This window comes from Acinetobacter sp. LipI_23, from assembly GCF_058243045.1.
On sequence record NZ_JBZAYJ010000001.1, the window covers coordinates 2,867,038 to 2,883,778 of the forward strand.

Annotated in this window: 12 protein-coding genes and 1 pseudogene; 7 read left to right on the forward strand and 6 right to left on the reverse strand. The window is 42.6% G+C overall.

The window, feature by feature from the left end; translation table 11 throughout:
* The first annotated feature begins 45 nt into the window (after nt 1-45).
* Nucleotides 46-418: pseudogene (locus AC4CVD_RS14110) on the forward strand (MmcQ/YjbR family DNA-binding protein).
* A gap of 967 nt (nt 419-1,385) precedes the next feature.
* On the opposite strand, the gene AC4CVD_RS14115 reads toward AC4CVD_RS14110, so the two are convergent.
* The 3 genes from AC4CVD_RS14115 to baeS all read right to left on the reverse strand — a co-directional run bounded on the left by AC4CVD_RS14115 (nt 1,386) and on the right by baeS (nt 5,310).
* The gene (locus tag AC4CVD_RS14115) at nt 1,386-2,741 is read right to left on the reverse strand and encodes an amino acid permease (protein ID WP_078388469.1); all 1,356 of its coding nucleotides are present in this window, start codon (nt 2,739-2,741) and stop codon (nt 1,386-1,388) included.
* 210 nt (nt 2,742-2,951) lie between these two features.
* Nucleotides 2,952-3,638: a response regulator gene (locus AC4CVD_RS14120; protein WP_004983596.1), complete on the reverse strand. Its 687-nt coding sequence runs from the start codon at nt 3,636-3,638 to the stop codon at nt 2,952-2,954.
* A 19-nt stretch (nt 3,639-3,657) separates the two neighbouring features.
* A complete protein-coding gene (gene baeS / locus AC4CVD_RS14125) occupies nt 3,658-5,310 on the reverse strand; it encodes a sensor histidine kinase efflux regulator BaeS (RefSeq protein ID WP_078425720.1) in 1,653 nt (550 codons plus the stop codon).
* A gap of 137 nt (nt 5,311-5,447) precedes the next feature.
* Between baeS and AC4CVD_RS14130 the strand changes: the two genes are divergently transcribed.
* From AC4CVD_RS14130 to AC4CVD_RS14145, 4 genes are all read left to right on the forward strand, one after another.
* Nucleotides 5,448-6,065 carry a hypothetical protein gene (locus AC4CVD_RS14130; protein ID WP_490753341.1) on the forward strand — a complete coding sequence of 206 codons (618 nt, stop codon included), beginning with the start codon at nt 5,448-5,450 and terminating at the stop codon, nt 6,063-6,065.
* Between the two features lie 305 nt (nt 6,066-6,370).
* The gene (locus AC4CVD_RS14135) at nt 6,371-8,173 is read left to right on the forward strand and encodes an acyl-CoA dehydrogenase C-terminal domain-containing protein (RefSeq protein ID WP_004983590.1); all 1,803 of its coding nucleotides are present in this window, start codon (nt 6,371-6,373) and stop codon (nt 8,171-8,173) included.
* A gap of 197 nt (nt 8,174-8,370) precedes the next feature.
* On the forward strand, nt 8,371-10,152 hold the full coding sequence (locus AC4CVD_RS14140) for an acyl-CoA dehydrogenase C-terminal domain-containing protein (protein ID WP_114837710.1): 1,782 nt from the start codon (nt 8,371-8,373) through the stop codon (nt 10,150-10,152).
* 140 nt (nt 10,153-10,292) lie between these two features.
* Entirely contained in the window at nt 10,293-10,790 is a 498-nt protein-coding gene (locus AC4CVD_RS14145) for a phosphate-starvation-inducible protein PsiE (RefSeq protein WP_490753342.1), read from the forward strand.
* Nucleotides 10,791-10,860: 70 nt separating this feature from the next.
* Here AC4CVD_RS14145 and AC4CVD_RS14150 read toward each other — a convergent pair whose 3' ends face one another.
* Nucleotides 10,861-11,316: an RcnB family protein gene (locus AC4CVD_RS14150; RefSeq protein WP_490753343.1), complete on the reverse strand. Its 456-nt coding sequence runs from the start codon at nt 11,314-11,316 to the stop codon at nt 10,861-10,863.
* A gap of 193 nt (nt 11,317-11,509) precedes the next feature.
* Between AC4CVD_RS14150 and AC4CVD_RS14155 the strand changes: the two genes are divergently transcribed.
* Entirely contained in the window at nt 11,510-11,962 is a 453-nt protein-coding gene (locus tag AC4CVD_RS14155; RefSeq protein WP_058870278.1) for a hypothetical protein, read from the forward strand.
* 93 nt (nt 11,963-12,055) lie between these two features.
* On the opposite strand, the gene AC4CVD_RS14160 is transcribed toward AC4CVD_RS14155, so the two are convergent.
* Both AC4CVD_RS14160 and znuD read right to left on the reverse strand, forming a co-directional pair.
* Nucleotides 12,056-13,519 carry a phospholipase D family protein gene (locus tag AC4CVD_RS14160; protein ID WP_490753344.1) on the reverse strand — a complete coding sequence of 488 codons (1,464 nt, stop codon included), beginning with the start codon at nt 13,517-13,519 and terminating at the stop codon, nt 12,056-12,058.
* Between the two features lie 165 nt (nt 13,520-13,684).
* Entirely contained in the window at nt 13,685-15,760 is a 2,076-nt protein-coding gene (gene znuD / locus AC4CVD_RS14165) for a zinc piracy TonB-dependent receptor ZnuD (protein WP_490753345.1), read from the reverse strand.
* A 138-nt stretch (nt 15,761-15,898) separates the two neighbouring features.
* Between znuD and AC4CVD_RS14170 the strand changes: the two genes are divergently transcribed.
* Nucleotides 15,899-16,663 carry a DUF4184 family protein gene (locus tag AC4CVD_RS14170; protein ID WP_348924106.1) on the forward strand — a complete coding sequence of 255 codons (765 nt, stop codon included), beginning with the start codon at nt 15,899-15,901 and terminating at the stop codon, nt 16,661-16,663.
* The last annotated feature ends 78 nt before the right edge of the window (nt 16,664-16,741 follow it).

A 16,741-nucleotide genomic window follows, 5' to 3' on the forward strand; every position in this document is an offset into this window, starting at 1 on the left:
ATTAAACAATATCCACAGGGCTTCGCCCACTGAGTGATGATCAACATGTCCTTACATCTTATTGCTGCAAAAGCTGCACTTGCCCTGCCAGAAGTGACGTGTAGTCAGCCCTTTGGTGAAGGCTGTGATGTCTATAAAGTCATGGATAAAAATGTTTTTGCTCAATTCATCTTTAAGTGGCGCGGCTTTAAGTAACTTAAAAGTTACGCCTGACCACGTCGCGATGCTACGTGATATTTATCCGTATATTCATGCAGGTTGGCATATGAATAAAAAGTATTGGATTTCGATATATGAAGATGAAGACTTAGATCCTGATTTAGTCATTGATCTGGTACATAGCTCTTATGAGCTCGTGGTATCCAAGCTGAATAAACGACAAAGACAGCGAATCGCTGCGCTTAAAGCCATCACCTAAATATGTATTGAATGAAAAAGATTGTTAATTATTCCAATTACATGTCCTAAAGCGCAACCCTATCACTGCATCACGCAGGTCATGGATTTGAAGGTATATTGTCTCGGCTAAACAGTTTTTCAACGTTTTCTACGTATTGCCCACTTTGGAACCCAAAATTCGAAACGAAAAGTGAAATGAGACATTTATAGATGATAAAAAAAAGCCCGACATCCTGTCGGGCTTTTTCGTATTGGTTAGCTAGGTATAACTCCTGTCGTACCTCACATCCTAGTGTTGAACTTATCATTTTTGTTTTATGTTTTGGAACTTCCTGTTTTCTATGACTGCATCATATAAAATATTTCAGAGCTGACCTAGACGCAATCCGCTTGAATTAGTGTAAGCCAAAACGTACATAGAAAAATAAGCTTAATTAGACTTACCCCCAAAATTATCCGCAGAAATTGTGGATAGTTTTCAGGATGACTAAAACTGAGCCTGACTCCTTAAAATGAATTTTTGCGTGATTTAAAAGCAACTTTATAGCTCAGTACTTCAATCTGTTGGAAATACACTCACTCTTTCTCGATTTTGCCTATTTAATTATCTATACATATCAATCCGAACAGATCGAGTATGCAAATCGCTCACTCTCCATCCAAATTAATCAAAAGCCATACTGAACTCATACAAAGCTAGGCTGAGAATGAGTAAAAGTTTGGTCATTTTCATATTCAGTTGCTTATTTGATTGCATTGTTGAAAAGTTAGAATGCCATCTCACAGTCCAACCCTAAGTGGTATGCACATGGCTAGCAGAATGCTTCGCTGATTTGAATATCGACTCATCGACTTTGTCTAAAACAAACGTAAAAGTAAAAAGACAAACTGACACATGATTTGAAATATCTATAATTTATATACCGATCAAAAGCCCAATAAAAAAGGACTCATATTAAGTCCTTTTCAACATCATCACCTAAGCTTTAGCTTTTCTTCGGCTTCAATGTTTTAAATAAAACAAATAACACGAGGATCCACACAGGAAGCATCAACACGGAAAGCATAAAACCCTGATTCCACATGATATATAAAATCATCAGCATAAACACTAAAACAAAATAATTGCTAAACGGTGCAAATAACGCTGGAAACTTGGTTTGAATGCCCTGTTTTTTCATACTCTGTCTAAATTTAAGATGGATCAAACTGATCATCATCCAATTCAGCACAGCCGCACTGACCACAATATAAATCAGATAACTGAGCGCTTTTTCAGGCAAAAAGTAATTCAACAGCACACACCCAAAAATCAGTAATGCTGAAAATAAAACCGCCGCAATCGGTGTCCCCTGTCGATTAACCTGCTTAAAAACTTGCGGGGCATTACCTTGTTCTGCCAGACCTAACAGCATGCGGCTATTGGCATACATCCCACTATTACAAACAGAAACCGATGCAGTCAGAATAATAAAATTCAGTAAATGCGCTGCCCAATCAATGCCAATTTGCTTAAAAATAAGCACGAATGGACTTTTATCTAAACCACCCAAATCCAATTGATTCCAAGGCACCAAAGACAAAAGGATCGCCAACGAGCAAATATAGAACAGGAAAACCCGAATCACCGTTTGATTGACGGCTTTTGGAATATTCTTTTCAGGATCTTCGGTTTCCGCAGCCGCCATACTGATCAGCTCAATGCCGCCAAAGGCAAACATCATAAAGGCCAGCATATAAAACAAGCCTTCAAAGCCATGTGGGAAAAACCCGCCATGTACCCATAAGTTCGTGACAGATGCAGTTGAACCAACATCAGCCGTCAACAACAGATAAACCCCGAAGATGATCATGGCGATAATCGCCACAACTTTAATCATCGACAACCAAAACTCAGACTCCGCATACAGTTTGACATTGGCAAGATTGGCCAGTGTGATCACCACAAAAAACACCAGCACCGAGACCCACGCAGGAATATGTGGCCACCAGTAATTCACATACTTGCCAATCGCGGTCAGTTCAGTCATCACCACCAAGATATACAGTACCCAGTAGTTCCAGCCCGTTAAAAAGCCTGAAAACCGCCCCCAATATTTAAAGGCAAAGTAGCTGAATGAACCCGTCACTGGCTCATGCACAATCATTTCACCGAGCTGACGCATAATTAAAAATGCAATCAAACCGCCCATCATATAACCCAAAATAATCGATGGGCCAGCAGACTCAATAATATGTGCTGAACCTAAAAACAGACCTGTACCAATTGCACCGCCCATGGCGATCAATTGAATATGGCGGTTCTTTAAACGGCGCTGAAGTTTAGGCGTCTCGCTGCTCAAAACACATGCTCACCTGATAAAAAAATGAATTGTACCGCTTGCACAAGCGATCAACCAGTCTTGCTCTTCAAAATTGCCGATTGCTCAGTTTCATTTCACCAGTTGAAGGTTTAAACGGACTGTAGATTTTGATTGCTGCCTTGAGTCCATCCCATAAAAAAAGCGGATAACCCAAGGCTTATCCGCTTCTACTTTTAATTAAAAAATGAATTAATCTTCAGGATATTCAAACCGGTAACCTACACCATATACCGCCTGAACCCATTCATGACGGTTACCTGTTTCAGCCGCATCAGAGATCTTACGACGTAAGTTCTTAATATGGCTATCAATCACACGGTCAGCCACTTCAAAACTGTCAGGGTTGATATGATCTAGTAACTGCGCACGTGAATAGACTTGCCCCACATGCTCTAAAAACAACTCCAGTAAACGAAACTCAGTCGGTGTTAAGTTTAAAGGCTTTTGTTGATACCAAATGCGTTGTTGCGCTTTATCCATGCGGAACAAAGACTGATCTTCAGGCTCAGCTTTACGCTCTAAACGGCGTAACACGGCTTGGACACGCGCCACTAATTCTTTCGGGCTAAATGGTTTACACACATAGTCGTCTGCTCCCATGTTCAAGCCAAGCACACGGTCAATTTCTTCGGTGCGTGCGGTAACCATAATAATCGGCAAATCCGACTGTTCACGGACTTTACGGCAAATGGTCAAGCCATCCATACGCGGCACCATCAAATCTAAAATCATCAGACTCGGTTTACGCTGCGTAAAGCTATCAAATGCGTCCTGACCATCGTGAAACATACTGACTTCAAAGCCCGCTGCTTCAAGATAATCGCGGACCAATTGTGCAAGTTCTACTTCATCTTCAACCAGCATAATATGTTTCATACATACTTCCTTTTGTGTTTCATTTTTTTGGGAACGTTAACTTGCAACGTAAACCACCCAAAGGCGAATGATCAAAACTCAATTCACCTCCTAAAGCCTGTGCCAGTTTAGCCGATAAAGCCAAACCTAAACCTGTACCACCTGTGCTACGCGTACGCGAGTCATCGACTCGGTAGAAACGCTCACCGAGTCTTGCTAGTTGCTCATCACTTAAACCATAAGGACTGTCATCGACATAGACCGTCCAATCTGTTGCGGACTGTTCCGTATGGACTCGAACCTGACCACCCGCTTCGGTATAACGAATGCTATTGCCCAACAAATTGACCATGATTTGCTTAAAGCGGTCAATATCAAGTTGTAACTCAGCGCCCTCACCTTCGACACTAATGCTTAAATGGGCCTGTTCAAATTTAGGCTTAAAGTTTTCCACTTCTTGCTCAATCACCGCCCACGGGTTCACGGTTGCAAAGTAACAGTTTAATTGCTGTGCTTCCGCTTGTGCCAAATCAGCCAAGTCATGTGTGAGTTTTTTCAAGCTGGTGACTTGGCGTAACATCGATTCAAAATGCTCAGGCGTTGGTTTTCGAATTCCGTCTTGCATCGCTTCGATCTGCGCTTGTAACACTGCCAGCGGTGTTTTCAACTCGTGCGAAGTATCTGACACCCACTGACGACGCGAAATTTCATGCTGATCTAAAATCACAGCCAGTTGGTTCAGTTCATTGGATAAATCACCCAGCTCATCGTTTCGATTCACTTTAACTTGATGCTGAAAATTACCCTTTGTTAATTCACGCGTACCATTCAACAAGCGTTGAATCGGTGTCTTAAAATAAGTCGCAAGCAACAACGCAGCAATTAAACTAGCAAAAACGGTTAAACCATAGACCAGCAATAAATAACGTTTTTGGTTACTAAAGAAGTTGATACTCAATGCATCATCTTGATCAAGGACTGGTTTCAGCCCCAAATACCCCACCACTTGGTTATTCACCACAATAGGACGGAAAGAAACTTGATCATCCGAGGGTTCACCGACCACAAACTGACGCTGCGTATCGTATAAAGACAAACGCGAGCTCAGACCCAAACGGTCAGGCGTGGAAATAAACTGTTTTTTGCCTGTGTTTTGTTTGCTCTCTTGTTCAATCTCTTCTTTTTTACGATCTGGGCGGAACACATTTTGATTGGCGCTGAGTGGAAACTTTAAACCTTCGAAGGGTTGAAACTCCGAAGGTAAGTTTTCCTCCAAAGCTTGCAATTCTTGTTCGGTTAAAATCTGTTTTTCATGTTTGACTTCAGTGGTAGAGACATCACTGAGTAAGGTTTTGGTATTTTCTTTAAAATAACGCTGTTGCAGAGCAATATCGTACTGGCGGCGCAACCACCAACGAGAGAGACGGTCATAATCATCTGGCGCGGCATGTCCTTCAATCTGCAAAATTTGCGCTTGAATGGCATTGCCCCAGTCATGATAGGTACTATAAACGCCAGCCAAGTTATCAATCAGATGATCGAGCTTTTGCATTTCCACGTCCGCCACATATTTGGCAAAATTCTTTTGCATCGTCCAATGCAGCACACCTAAACTCACCGTGGTAATCACCAAAGTGGTCAGCAATACAGTGAGGAATAAGCGTAAAGCAATCGGTACGCGGCGAATCTTCAAAAGCAGTCTCTCGGTCATTCTTTTGCCTTGTTATTGTATAGAACACTGCATCAAAAAACTCTCCATTGTTTCTACATCTTTATTATTTAATCTTTAATCATCCAAAATCACATGCTCTTGTATGGGGGAGTTGTAGAATGAATAAGATGACAAAAATTGCTTTAGCCACTGCCAGCGTTTTATCTGTAGGTGCGTTGACTGCCTGTCAATCCACCCAAGCACCGAAAGATATGGAGCAGTCGCAACATATGCATGGTCATTATCAAAAAGACCGTCACATGACACCTGAACAACGCGAACAATTTGAAAAAATGCGTACTGAACGTAAACAAGTCATGCAAGACATTAAAAAAGCCTGCGATGGCAAAGCGGTGGGTTCAGCAGTCCAAGTCAAAGCAGGTGAGCAAACACTAGAAGGTACATGTGCGATTTCATTTAAACCGAACCGTGATGAAATGAAACGTGGTGAACATCGCCCAATGCGTGGCGATCAAGCCGATCGTGGTGAATTCCGTGGTATGCATATGCAACGCGGCGAACCACTAACCGATGCGAAACGTGCTGAGTTAACCCAGCAATACGATCAACGTTTAGCTGAACGTCAAGCGCGCCAACAAGCTGCGACCAAAGCCTGCCAAGGTCAAACCGATGGTAAAGCCGTGCAGTTAAAAGTTGGCACACAAACAGTAGATGGCAAATGTATGGTTCACTTCCAACCTAAAGCTCCTGTTTCAGCACCGAATAAGGCTGCTTAAACCACTCTAAAAAGTATAATTAGATCAAAAAGGCGCAAATTGCGCCTTTTTTATTGGACATAACTTTTTACGCTTTTTGACTATTTATGTCATGCCAAAAGCAGCAAAACTGTTTACACTCAGTGCACTTAGCGATTTTGAATAATATTTATTTGACTTTACAGTCACCAAGAAAAGCACCCGAACCGCTTGTACCAAATTAGAAGATGTTGCACGATTAAGTTATTCCAATCCGTGTCAAAGAAGACACGTTTTTATGTTTATTAGGATTATAAGCTGGTTAAACCAGTATTGAGGAAACCGATATGCCACAATACAAAGCGCCCTTACGTGATATGCAATTCGTACTGCATGAGCTATTGAATGCAGAAGAACACTATTCTAAATTGCCTGCATTTCAGGAAACCGTAAGCCGTGAATTGGTTGACCAATATTTAGAAGCTGCTGCAGATTTCTGTGAAAACGAATTGTCTCCAATCAACCAAAGCGGCGACCGCGAAGGTTGTACTTGGAATGATGGCGTTGTTACAACTCCAACTGGCTTTAAAGAAGCGTATCAAAAATATATCGAACTTGGCTTCCCGTCTCTTTCTGCTGAAGAACAATATGGCGGTCAAGCATTACCTGTTTCTTTGGGTAACGTGATTTCAGAAATGGTGGGTACTGCGAACTGGGCATGGGGTATGTACCCAGGTCTTTCTCATGGTGCAGTTCGTACTTTAGAACATCACGGTTCAGCTGAACAAAAAGATGCTTACTTACCAAACCTTGTTTCAGGTGTTTGGACAGGTACGATGTGCTTAACAGAATCACACGCTGGTTCTGACTTGGGTATTATCCGTACTAAAGCTGAGCCACAAGCAGACGGTAGCTATGCAATCACTGGTGAGAAAATCTTTATCTCAGCGGGTGAACATGACATGGCTGAGAACATTGTTCACATTGTACTTGCTCGTCTTCCTGGCGCACCTAAAGGTACCAAAGGTATTTCTTTATTCATCGTACCGAAGTTTAACTTAAACGCAGACGGTACTGTGGGTGAGCGTAACGCGGTGCGTTGTGGTTCTATCGAACACAAAATGGGGATCCACGGGAACTCAACTTGCGTAATCAACTTTGACAATGCAAAAGGTTTCCTGATTGGGCCTGAAAACCGTGGCTTAAACTGCATGTTCACTTTCATGAACACCGCACGTATTGGTACTGCTGTTCAAGGTCTTGCTGCATCTGAAGGTGCATTCCAAGGTGCATTAACCTATGCGAAAGACCGTTTAGCAATGCGTTCTTTAACAGGTCCTAAAGCACCAGAAAAAGAAGCCGATCCAATTATTGTTCACCCTGCTGTTCGTAACATGCTGTTAACTCAAAAAGCATTTGCTGAAGGTGGTCGTGCTCTGGTTTACTTATTGTCTCTACATGCGGACGTGGTTGAACAAGGTGCAACTGAAGAAGAGCGTAAATCTTCTGACAACATCTTGTCACTCCTTACCCCAATTGCAAAAGCATTCTTGACTGAAACAGGTTCTGAATCTGCAAAACACGGCGTTCAAGTGTTTGGTGGTCACGGCTTTATTTCAGAGCATGGCATGGAACAAATCGTTCGTGATACACGTATTGCGTGTCTATACGAAGGGACAACTGAAATTCAAGCGCTTGACTTGTTAGGTCGTAAAGTTTTGGGTACTCAAGGTGCAATGTTGAAAGACTTCACTAAGATTATTCACAAATTTGTTGAAGCAAACAAAGATAATGCTGCAATGAAAGAGTTTGTTGAACCCCTTGCTGCTCTAAATAAAGAGTGGGGCGACTTAACCATGCAAATTGGTATGAAAGCAATGCAAAATCCAGATGAAGTCGGTGCTGCTGCGGTCGATTACCTATACTTCTCTGGTTATGTAACGCTTGCTTACTTATGGGCACGTATGGCACTTGTAGCACAAGAAACATTGGCTGCAGGTACAACTGACGTTGACTTCTATAATGCGAAAGTAACGACAGCTCGTTTCTACTTCAAGAAGATTCTTCCACGTGTTCGCTCACACGTTGACGTGATTGCTGGTGGCGTAGAACCGTTACTTGCATTAGATGCAGAGCACTTTGCATTCTAAGTAGTTAATAACTAATTCGATATTCGAAATAGTTGTACTCTTGAGTACAGAAATGAAAAAGGACAGTCATAGCTTTGGCGGTCCTTTTTCTTTATAAATAGAGCGTTATTTCGCTTGGGTCATCTGACAACACTCTCCGTTGTTAATTAAGTTGTCCTAAGTCTACAGAGATTCAAACAATAAACAGGTGAACGAACATGCCAATTTATAATGCCCCACTTGCGGATATGAAATTTATCCTCAATGACGTTTTCAATGCAGATCAGTTCTGGCAGTCTAATGAAAATCTAGCTCATGTAGACAGTGCGACGGCTGAAGCGATCCTCGAGGAAATGGCTAAATTTGCGCAGAACGTCACCCTACCTATAAACCGTACAGGTGATGAAGAAGGCGCAACATTTAGCAATGGAGCAGTGACTACACCTGCTGGTTTTAAAGAAGCGTTTAAGCAATATGCTGAAGGCGGATGGATTGGCTTAGCGGCTGATGAAGAATGGGGCGGTCAAGGCATGCCAAAAATGCTGACGGTTCTTGCAGATGAAATGCTGTTTGCAACTAACCCATCATTCATGCTCTACCCGCTTCTTTCTGTAGGTGCAGGCATGGCGTTAAACAGCTATGCATCGCAAGAACAAAAAGAAACCTATTTACCTAAAATTTACTCAGGTGAATGGTCTGGGACCATGTGTTTAACTGAGCCACATGCAGGTACAGATTTAGGCATTATCAAAACTAAAGCTGAACGTAACGAAGACGGTACCTATAACATTACAGGGACCAAAATCTTTATTACAGGCGGTGACCACGACTTAGCTGAAAACATCATTCACTTGGTTCTAGCAAAAACTCCTGATGCACCTGCGGGTTCACGTGGTATTTCACTCTTCATCGTGCCTAAATTCCTCGTGAATGCAGATGGTTCTGTAGGTGAGCGTAATGCGGCAGGTCCAGGTTCAATTGAACACAAAATGGGGATCAAAGCGTCTGCGACTTGTGTAATGAACTTTGACGGTGCCAAAGGTTACTTGGTGGGTAAAGAAAATGAAGGCCTTGCGGCTATGTTCGTGATGATGAACTACGAACGTTTGTCGATGGGTATTCAAGGTTTAGGCGCATCTGAATTTGCTTACCAAAATGCTGCACAGTACGCAACAGACCGTCTACAAGGTCGTAGCGCTTCTGGTGTTCAATCACCTGCTAAACCTGCAGACAGCATTTTAGTTCATGGTGATGTGCGTCGTATGTTGCTTAATGCACGTGCCAATAATGAAGCATCTCGCGCATTTGCAGTTTACGTGGGTCAGCAACTGGATATCACCAAGTTCTCAACCGACCCTGAAGCTGTGAAAGCAGCCAATGACCGCGTTGCACTGTTAACTCCTATTGCAAAAGCGTATTTAACCGACACAGCATTCCAAGCAACTTTAGATGCACAAATGGTCTTCGGTGGTCATGGTTATATTCGTGAATGGGGCATGGAGCAATGTGTACGTGACTTACGTATTGCACAAATCTATGAAGGCACCAACGGCGTTCAGTCTCAAGATTTAATCGGTCGCAAAACCATTAAATGTGGTGGTGCATTCATTGCAGACTACATTACTGAAATCCGTGATTTTGCTAACAGCTTAGATGCGGATCTAAACTTCATTAAAGATGCAACACTCGATGCGGCAACAGAAGTGGAAGAAGTGACCAAGTATGTTCTTGAACGTGCTGCTGAAAGTGCAGAGTTCCCGAATGCAGCAGCAGTAGATTACTTACATGCAGTCGGCCTACTCAGCTTTGCCTATATGTTTGCAAGAATTGCCAATGCTGCAAAAGCCAAAGATGGTGACTTCTATCAAAACAAACTGGCGCTTGCAGCTTATTTTGCTCAACGTATTTTGCCTGAAATCGACTTACGTATTGCAAAAGTAAAAGCAGGTGCAGAAGTCATCATGAACTTCTCTGAAGACTACTTCACCAGCCAAGCTTAATCGCTCAAAGACTGAACAAAAAAACGCCTGCTTCGTCAGGCGTTTTTTTATGGCTCAGCTTTATTTTTGCTTTTATACGTCATGTGCATGAAATTTGCTTATGATGCAATAAACCACCATCAACATATCAGGAGGCAGCCATGACCAACCGTGACCCTAAAGTAGAGAAAATAGAAACCCTCCTCGATAAACTGGGCAATACCGCAGTAGAAAGCTTTCACTATGTGGCTTTATTTATTATTGGCTGTATGGTGATTTGGTCGGCAGGTCATACCGTTTATGAGATCCTGACCATTAAACAATATGCCTCAATTGATGATATTTTACTGTTATTCATCTACTTAGAACTGGGTGCAATGGTTGGTATCTATTTTAAAACCAACCACATGCCTGTCCGCTTTTTAATTTATATCGCCATCACTGCCCTCACCCGACTTTTAATTTCCGATATCCAGCATGACCACAAAGCTGATATGGATTTGGTGATTATTACGGGTTCAATTTTAATTATGGCGATTGCAATTTTGGTGGTGCGTTATGCATCGTGGAATTATCCTTCAGTAATTCGGGATAAACATGCCGACAAGCCTTTAGCTGAAGGGAAAACACCACGCCCACAAGATGATGAACTCGCTTAATTCTTTATTGACCACTAAAAAACCCTCCATCTAAACAACGGAGGGTTTTCTATATCGATCAAAGATTCATTTATTTTGAATCTGGTTCTAAAGCGTAGCGTCCATTTTCATAGATCCAGTGCATGCCTTCAGGTGGGTCTGGCAATCCCAAACGTCGCCAATCGGTAATCAACACATAATCACGGCTTTCAATACTGGAGTCGCCATCCCCATACACATAGCTATTGGTTTCCTGACTATAGGTTGAATAGCTGGGTGCTCGGTAGATAATACTCACACCGGGTCGCATCGGATATCCGCCATGTGGTGGATGGTGCGGAGGTGGTCTGTGATGAGGGGGCTCAATTTGAGGCGGTGATGTAGGTCTGGGCATTGCTCCTTGATACGGCCCAGCATAAGTTGGGAAACGCTGGGTTTGCGAAGTCAGCGGTTTTCCATAAAAACGCGTCGCTGGTTGAGCAAAACTCAGTGCAGGAAATAAGCTGAGTAAACTTATTCCATAGATTATTTTTAAATATTTCATCATCTTCCTCCACTGAGGTGAATATTATTATTTTAAACCCATTTTATGGATAAAAAATGTATAAACCATCAATTTTAGATCACTGCCCGTTATCGCCACTATAAGGTTTGAAGCTGGATTTCTTTGAAAAGCAAAAAATGCATGAGTTTTCAGTTTATACTTAATCTTTGTTTATAAATGTATTGGATGAACAATCGTGGCTGAATTAAGTTTTGATCGACTCTATGAATATTTTGCAAAAGTGCCCAGTATTCAAAAAAATCTGATTGATGCTTATGGCACAGATGGAAAAAGTGCATGGTGGTTTAAGTTTCAAATTGATGTAGATCATCCTTTGGCATGGCAAACGGTACAAGAGCTGGGACATGTACTGAACTATATTTCGAAAAATGAGCGCCTACCGACGCAGTTTTTACCTGTATCACCGCCGCCGTATATGAATGGTGAAGCCAAACAATTCTTGGCATGGGTCATTCAGTGTAACCATCCTGACTTTCCACCCGATGTCATTTGTGACTGGTTAGAAGCACGTCTACCAAGCCCAGTGGAAGATGCCGAAAAATGGAAAATCAAAACCGATCTACATGAACTTGATAACATGACCGATAAAGATTTGGATCAAATCATCCCGCCAAATCCTGAACAGTAAGTCCAAATAAAAAAAGCGCAATATGCGCTTTTTTTATTTTAGTTTTTCTCTTACCTAGCTGTGCTACGCCTTTTCTAACAAGGAAAAAAATCTCTAAAACGTCGATAAACCACTCCACTCCATAAAGCGGTATAGCCCATATTTGAGTTTTGACTCATCTTTATATTGCTCATAGCCCACACTCATTTGACGACCATTTAAGTTCGACCATGCCCCATCAAAATATTGCTGTGCATCTGTAAACACCGCTACATTAGACTGGCCTATCACACGTAAATTGGTCTCTAAGTTATAATTCTTCAAATTCCGTGCGGTAAAATTCGCTGAACCTAAAATGAGCTCTGCTTCTTGTGCATGGCGTTTTAAAATCATTTTGCTATGACACTGCTCTCCTTGAGTATTACACCACCGCACTGTAATACCAGCATCGTTAAGCTCAGACGCAACTTGACGATTAGGAATTCCATTCTTTTGACGACCAAATGCATCTTTATTTGGGTCGAGTAAAATCCGAAGTTTAACGCCGCGCTTCTGTGCATCTTTTAAAGCATTGATAATTTGACGCTCAGACAAATAGAACATCGCCAAATCAATCTGATCATTGGCTTTTGCGGTATTCAACAAGTTGAGGGTTGCATCTAGGATTGCTTCCTCAGTCAACACCTGTACCTGCGGTTGAGATGGATTGCCTGCAATTTCGCCTAGAATCACCATCGGTACATCGCCCTGGGACATATGTGCCACAGTTTGCTCTGTTTTCAAGACATCAATTGCGGTATTACCTGTCACCAATAGCGCCACATTGGAATGTCGCGAACTACCATCATGTGGATTCGCCGATGTGACCAAGGTTTTCCAACCTTCGGCGGTATCGACCACCAAAGTTTTGCGGTGATTGGCTTTAAAGTTAAATAAGTTGAGATAGCTACGTAGGGTGATTTTTTCATCCCCAAACGGGTTTTTTAACCAACCACCGTCGGGATTATTGCCTGCATTTTGACAACAGATATACCAAAAACCTGACCAAATAGGGTTAGAAGCACGTAGCGGACGTAAATCGGTTTCAATCACATCCACACCTGCCTGACGCAATTTACGGTAATGCTCAGGTAATAGCCCGCCATACACCGAGTTAATCGGGTCAGTGATGACTTTGATTTCAATATTCGGATGTAAGCTTCGCTTGACAATCAACGCATCGGTCAGCTGACGAGTCAACGCCCGTTGTGATGCTTGAGATGTTCCCACTTCATCGTTAAACAAGAACATATCCAACACAATCGTGGTTTGTGCATCTTCAATCAGTTGAAACACTGTGTTGAAAATATGATGATCTTGTTGCTGCTTGCCTTGTACATCGATATAGGTTTGATCTGCAATAAATTTGACATCGGCATGACGTAACTTGCCCGTATAGTCCAGCCCATCAGGCAGTGGTTTAACGCTATGGTAAACTGCGGAGGTTAAATAAGTCAGAGCCAATAAACCCACCACGACACCGACATAACGGGTCGATGTCCAGTTGAGCTTTTGATGTAATTTTCGAAAGATACGCATAACAAAAAACCTAATCCAATATACTCAGACTAGGTTTTATTGTTTGATTTTTCAAGAGGATTTCTGTTGTCAATGTTTTGGCAACCTCTCCCTAACCCTCACCTTTAAGGAGAGGGAGCACCTCCTCCCTACGGAAAAGGTTGGGTTGAAACTTGAAATAACACCTTAGAAACTAAAGTCGAGTCCGACCGTGAAGTTACGCCCCACTTGTGGAATGGTTGATAAGAAAGAAGTATGCGAATAAACCGTCTCATCTAGGAGGTTATTGGCTTTGAAATACACGCGATAATCATTGCCCTGCATATACTGACCATTATACGCCAAGCCCAAATTCACCATGTTATAACCCTCGGTTTCGGTCTCATAGCTTGCAATTCGATCTTGCTCAAACACATGGTAGTACTCTGCCGTTCCCGACCACGTGTCACTAAAGTTCGCATTCACTTTTGTTCCTAAACGGCCAGCAGGCACCCGCGGAGCATTTTCATTGTCAATTTTGCCACGGACATAATCACCAAAGACACTCATTTTATACACATCATTGATGGTATAAGACGCTTCCGCTTCAGTCCCATAAAAACGTGCTTTGTCTTGGGTGTAGTCCACTAGACGGAAGTTTTCGTATCGGTCTGCGGTTTGAGCATAAATGTAGTTGTCATACCAGTTGTGGTAAACATGAACATGATAATCAATTTTATCCGTATCGTAATGGAAACCTAACTCTAGGTTATTTGACTTTTCGACATCGAGATTTTCATTGCCACGCTCATAGGTATTGGTTGCAAGATGCTTACCATTGGCATAAAGCTCTTGTGCCAAAGGTAACCGCTCTTGATGTGACCCTACCAAAGACAGCTTATAGTTCGGTGCAAACATCCAATTCACAGCACCCGAATAGGACACGGCATAATCATCATAGTCTTTTCGATCAGATTCAATATCAATCGTCTGCTGATCGACACGTGCCCCTAACTCAAAATGGAAGTCATTCCACTGCTTATGTTCTAAACCAAATACGCTCCACTTTTGCGTCTTGGTCGGTTCTAAAATCGACTCTTCACCCGTGATATCTAATTTTTGTTGATTGTACTGTACGCCAACCACACCTTCCCAATCCGCAATCGGCTGATGCACCATTTCTAGACGCGCATCATACCCTTTACTTTTAAAGGTGGTTGCAACACTATCGCCTTCAATTTCATCATGTTGGTAGTCGGTATAACTGGCATGGGCACGTAACTTCTCAAACCCTGCAATCGGATTTAAAATTTCTGTACGGAAGTCATAACGCTCCGACTTTAAGTCTACCCAAGGCCCTGTCTCATGTTCGTCATGTGCATGGTCGTGTCCTGAGTGATCATGTTCATCCGTATGTCCATGATTATCGCTCCCGTCACAGTGCAAATGATCATCATGTGGATGACAGCTCTCATATTCATGGCTGTGCCCAGGTAAACCGTATTGATCTTGACGGTTGGTATAGGCAATACCCGCAAAACCACGCTCACCAATCCATGAGCCACCAACGCTGACAGTTTCGCCTTTGGCAAAGGTATTTCCAACACGACGTTCTTTTTCGAGTTCACCCTCATGCTCGTGGAAATAGTTCGGCGCAATATAGTCATTCGCTTCACGCTTTGAACCTTCAACCCGTAGAGCAAACTGACTGCCCAAAGCAACCGTCGCCCCAGCACTGGCCAACTTTTCATCACTGCCAGAGTTGTAGCGTAATCCCGCCGTACCTTCTAGACCTTTTTCAGGCATGCTGGTTGGAATTTTTTGATCGGTGACATTGACCAAACCGCCCACGGTGCCTGCACTGTATAACAGGGTTGAAGGGCCACGGATGATTTCAATTTGCTTGGCCAAAATCGGATCGACCGTCACGGCATGGTCTGGCGATAAAGTCGAGACATCAGCAGTTTCTGAAGCATGTTGTAAGACTTTCACGCGTGGGCCATCTTGACCACGAATCACGGGTCGACTTGAACCTGAACCATATTGATTTGAATATACGCCTAGCTCATCGGCCAAAGCATCCCCAATGGTCGGTGCACGTTCTTTTAAGCTTTTTTGCTCGACAACCTGATCAGCCACCGCAAAATCAGCAGCGGTCTGAACGAGTGGATGTGCTTGGCTGGTCAACGTTTCAAGTTGTTGTGTTGTTGTGTCATCTGCAAAAACGGCAGGTGCGACCACCGCCAAAATAGAGAGCGTTATCAAATTTTTATGGAAAGCCATGGAACTCACTCAAGCGTACAATTTTTGAATATTGTTATAGTATAACATTTCAAACTCATTGCAATAAAAAACATTCCAATCGCAGAAAAAAGATAAACTTCCCTATCCATCTAAGTCGATGCCAACGCCAACAGATCAATGCCCTTTACCATTTCACATGCCGTTCTCGCGCCCCCTTTAGCCAAACTCAGTGGTGACCGTTTACCGATTGCTGCCATTGCCATTGGCAGTATGACCCCCGATCTTTATCGACTGTTTACACAAGCCAATTCAAATACTACCCACTACTGGACTTCACTGATTCACCCCGATCTTTGGATTGGACTCAGTTTTTGTGTTTTGTGGTACGCGCTATTGCGGCCCTGTTTTTATCGTTTTTTAGGTATTCAGCATGAGTTAAGGCTGAGCAGTATGCTGCGTTTTTTTAAATTTTCTGTGGCCGTTATTCTCGCAATATTGCTCGGCACGGCTACGCATCTGTTATGGGACGGACTCACCCATGTTGATCACCGAACTTTGTTCGGACATGAGTTTTTAAGCCAGAAGATCTCTTTGTTAGGGCACTATTATCCGCTACATCGCATTTTACAAATTGGCACATCGGCACTGGCTCTGCCCTTGTTAGCATGGATGGGTTGGTGCTATTACCAAACCTATCAGCAACATTTTCCAGTGAGTTTAAAAATCAAACGCTATGCGATTGGACTGTTTATACTCAGCCTTTTGGGCGGTTTAGTCAGTGTCTGGGACTATGCACGTTATATTCCCACGCATGTTTGGCAGTCAGACCTGTATTATTTTACGGGGCGAAGTATTAATGAGTTTAGCCAAGTCGCTTTGCTAATTCTAATCTTTGGCTGCATTCTGTTTTTATTTTTAGATCGAGACTATCGTTTAGGCTGAATTTAGACCAACGCTTAAATGCTATTTCATGCCTTTTTTAAGCTATACCTTGAGAGTCAATGCCCAAAGAGGCATAAT

Excerpts from the sequence above, each read along its gene's own strand:
- AC4CVD_RS14120 (WP_004983596.1), bottom strand. The coding sequence starts at position 3,638 with ATGAAACATATTATGCTGGTTGAAGATGAAGTAGAACTTGCACAATTG.
- AC4CVD_RS14130 (WP_490753341.1), top strand. The coding sequence starts at position 5,448 with ATGAATAAGATGACAAAAATTGCTTTAGCCACTGCCAGCGTTTTATCT.
- AC4CVD_RS14135 (WP_004983590.1), top strand. The coding sequence starts at position 6,371 with ATGCCACAATACAAAGCGCCCTTACGTGATATGCAATTCGTACTGCAT.
- AC4CVD_RS14140 (WP_114837710.1), top strand. The coding sequence starts at position 8,371 with ATGCCAATTTATAATGCCCCACTTGCGGATATGAAATTTATCCTCAAT.
- AC4CVD_RS14145 (WP_490753342.1), top strand. The coding sequence starts at position 10,293 with ATGACCAACCGTGACCCTAAAGTAGAGAAAATAGAAACCCTCCTCGAT.
- AC4CVD_RS14150 (WP_490753343.1), bottom strand. The coding sequence starts at position 11,316 with ATGATGAAATATTTAAAAATAATCTATGGAATAAGTTTACTCAGCTTA.
- AC4CVD_RS14160 (WP_490753344.1), bottom strand. The coding sequence starts at position 13,519 with ATGCGTATCTTTCGAAAATTACATCAAAAGCTCAACTGGACATCGACC.
- znuD (WP_490753345.1), bottom strand. The coding sequence starts at position 15,760 with ATGGCTTTCCATAAAAATTTGATAACGCTCTCTATTTTGGCGGTGGTC.
- AC4CVD_RS14170 (WP_348924106.1), top strand. The coding sequence starts at position 15,899 with ATGCCCTTTACCATTTCACATGCCGTTCTCGCGCCCCCTTTAGCCAAA.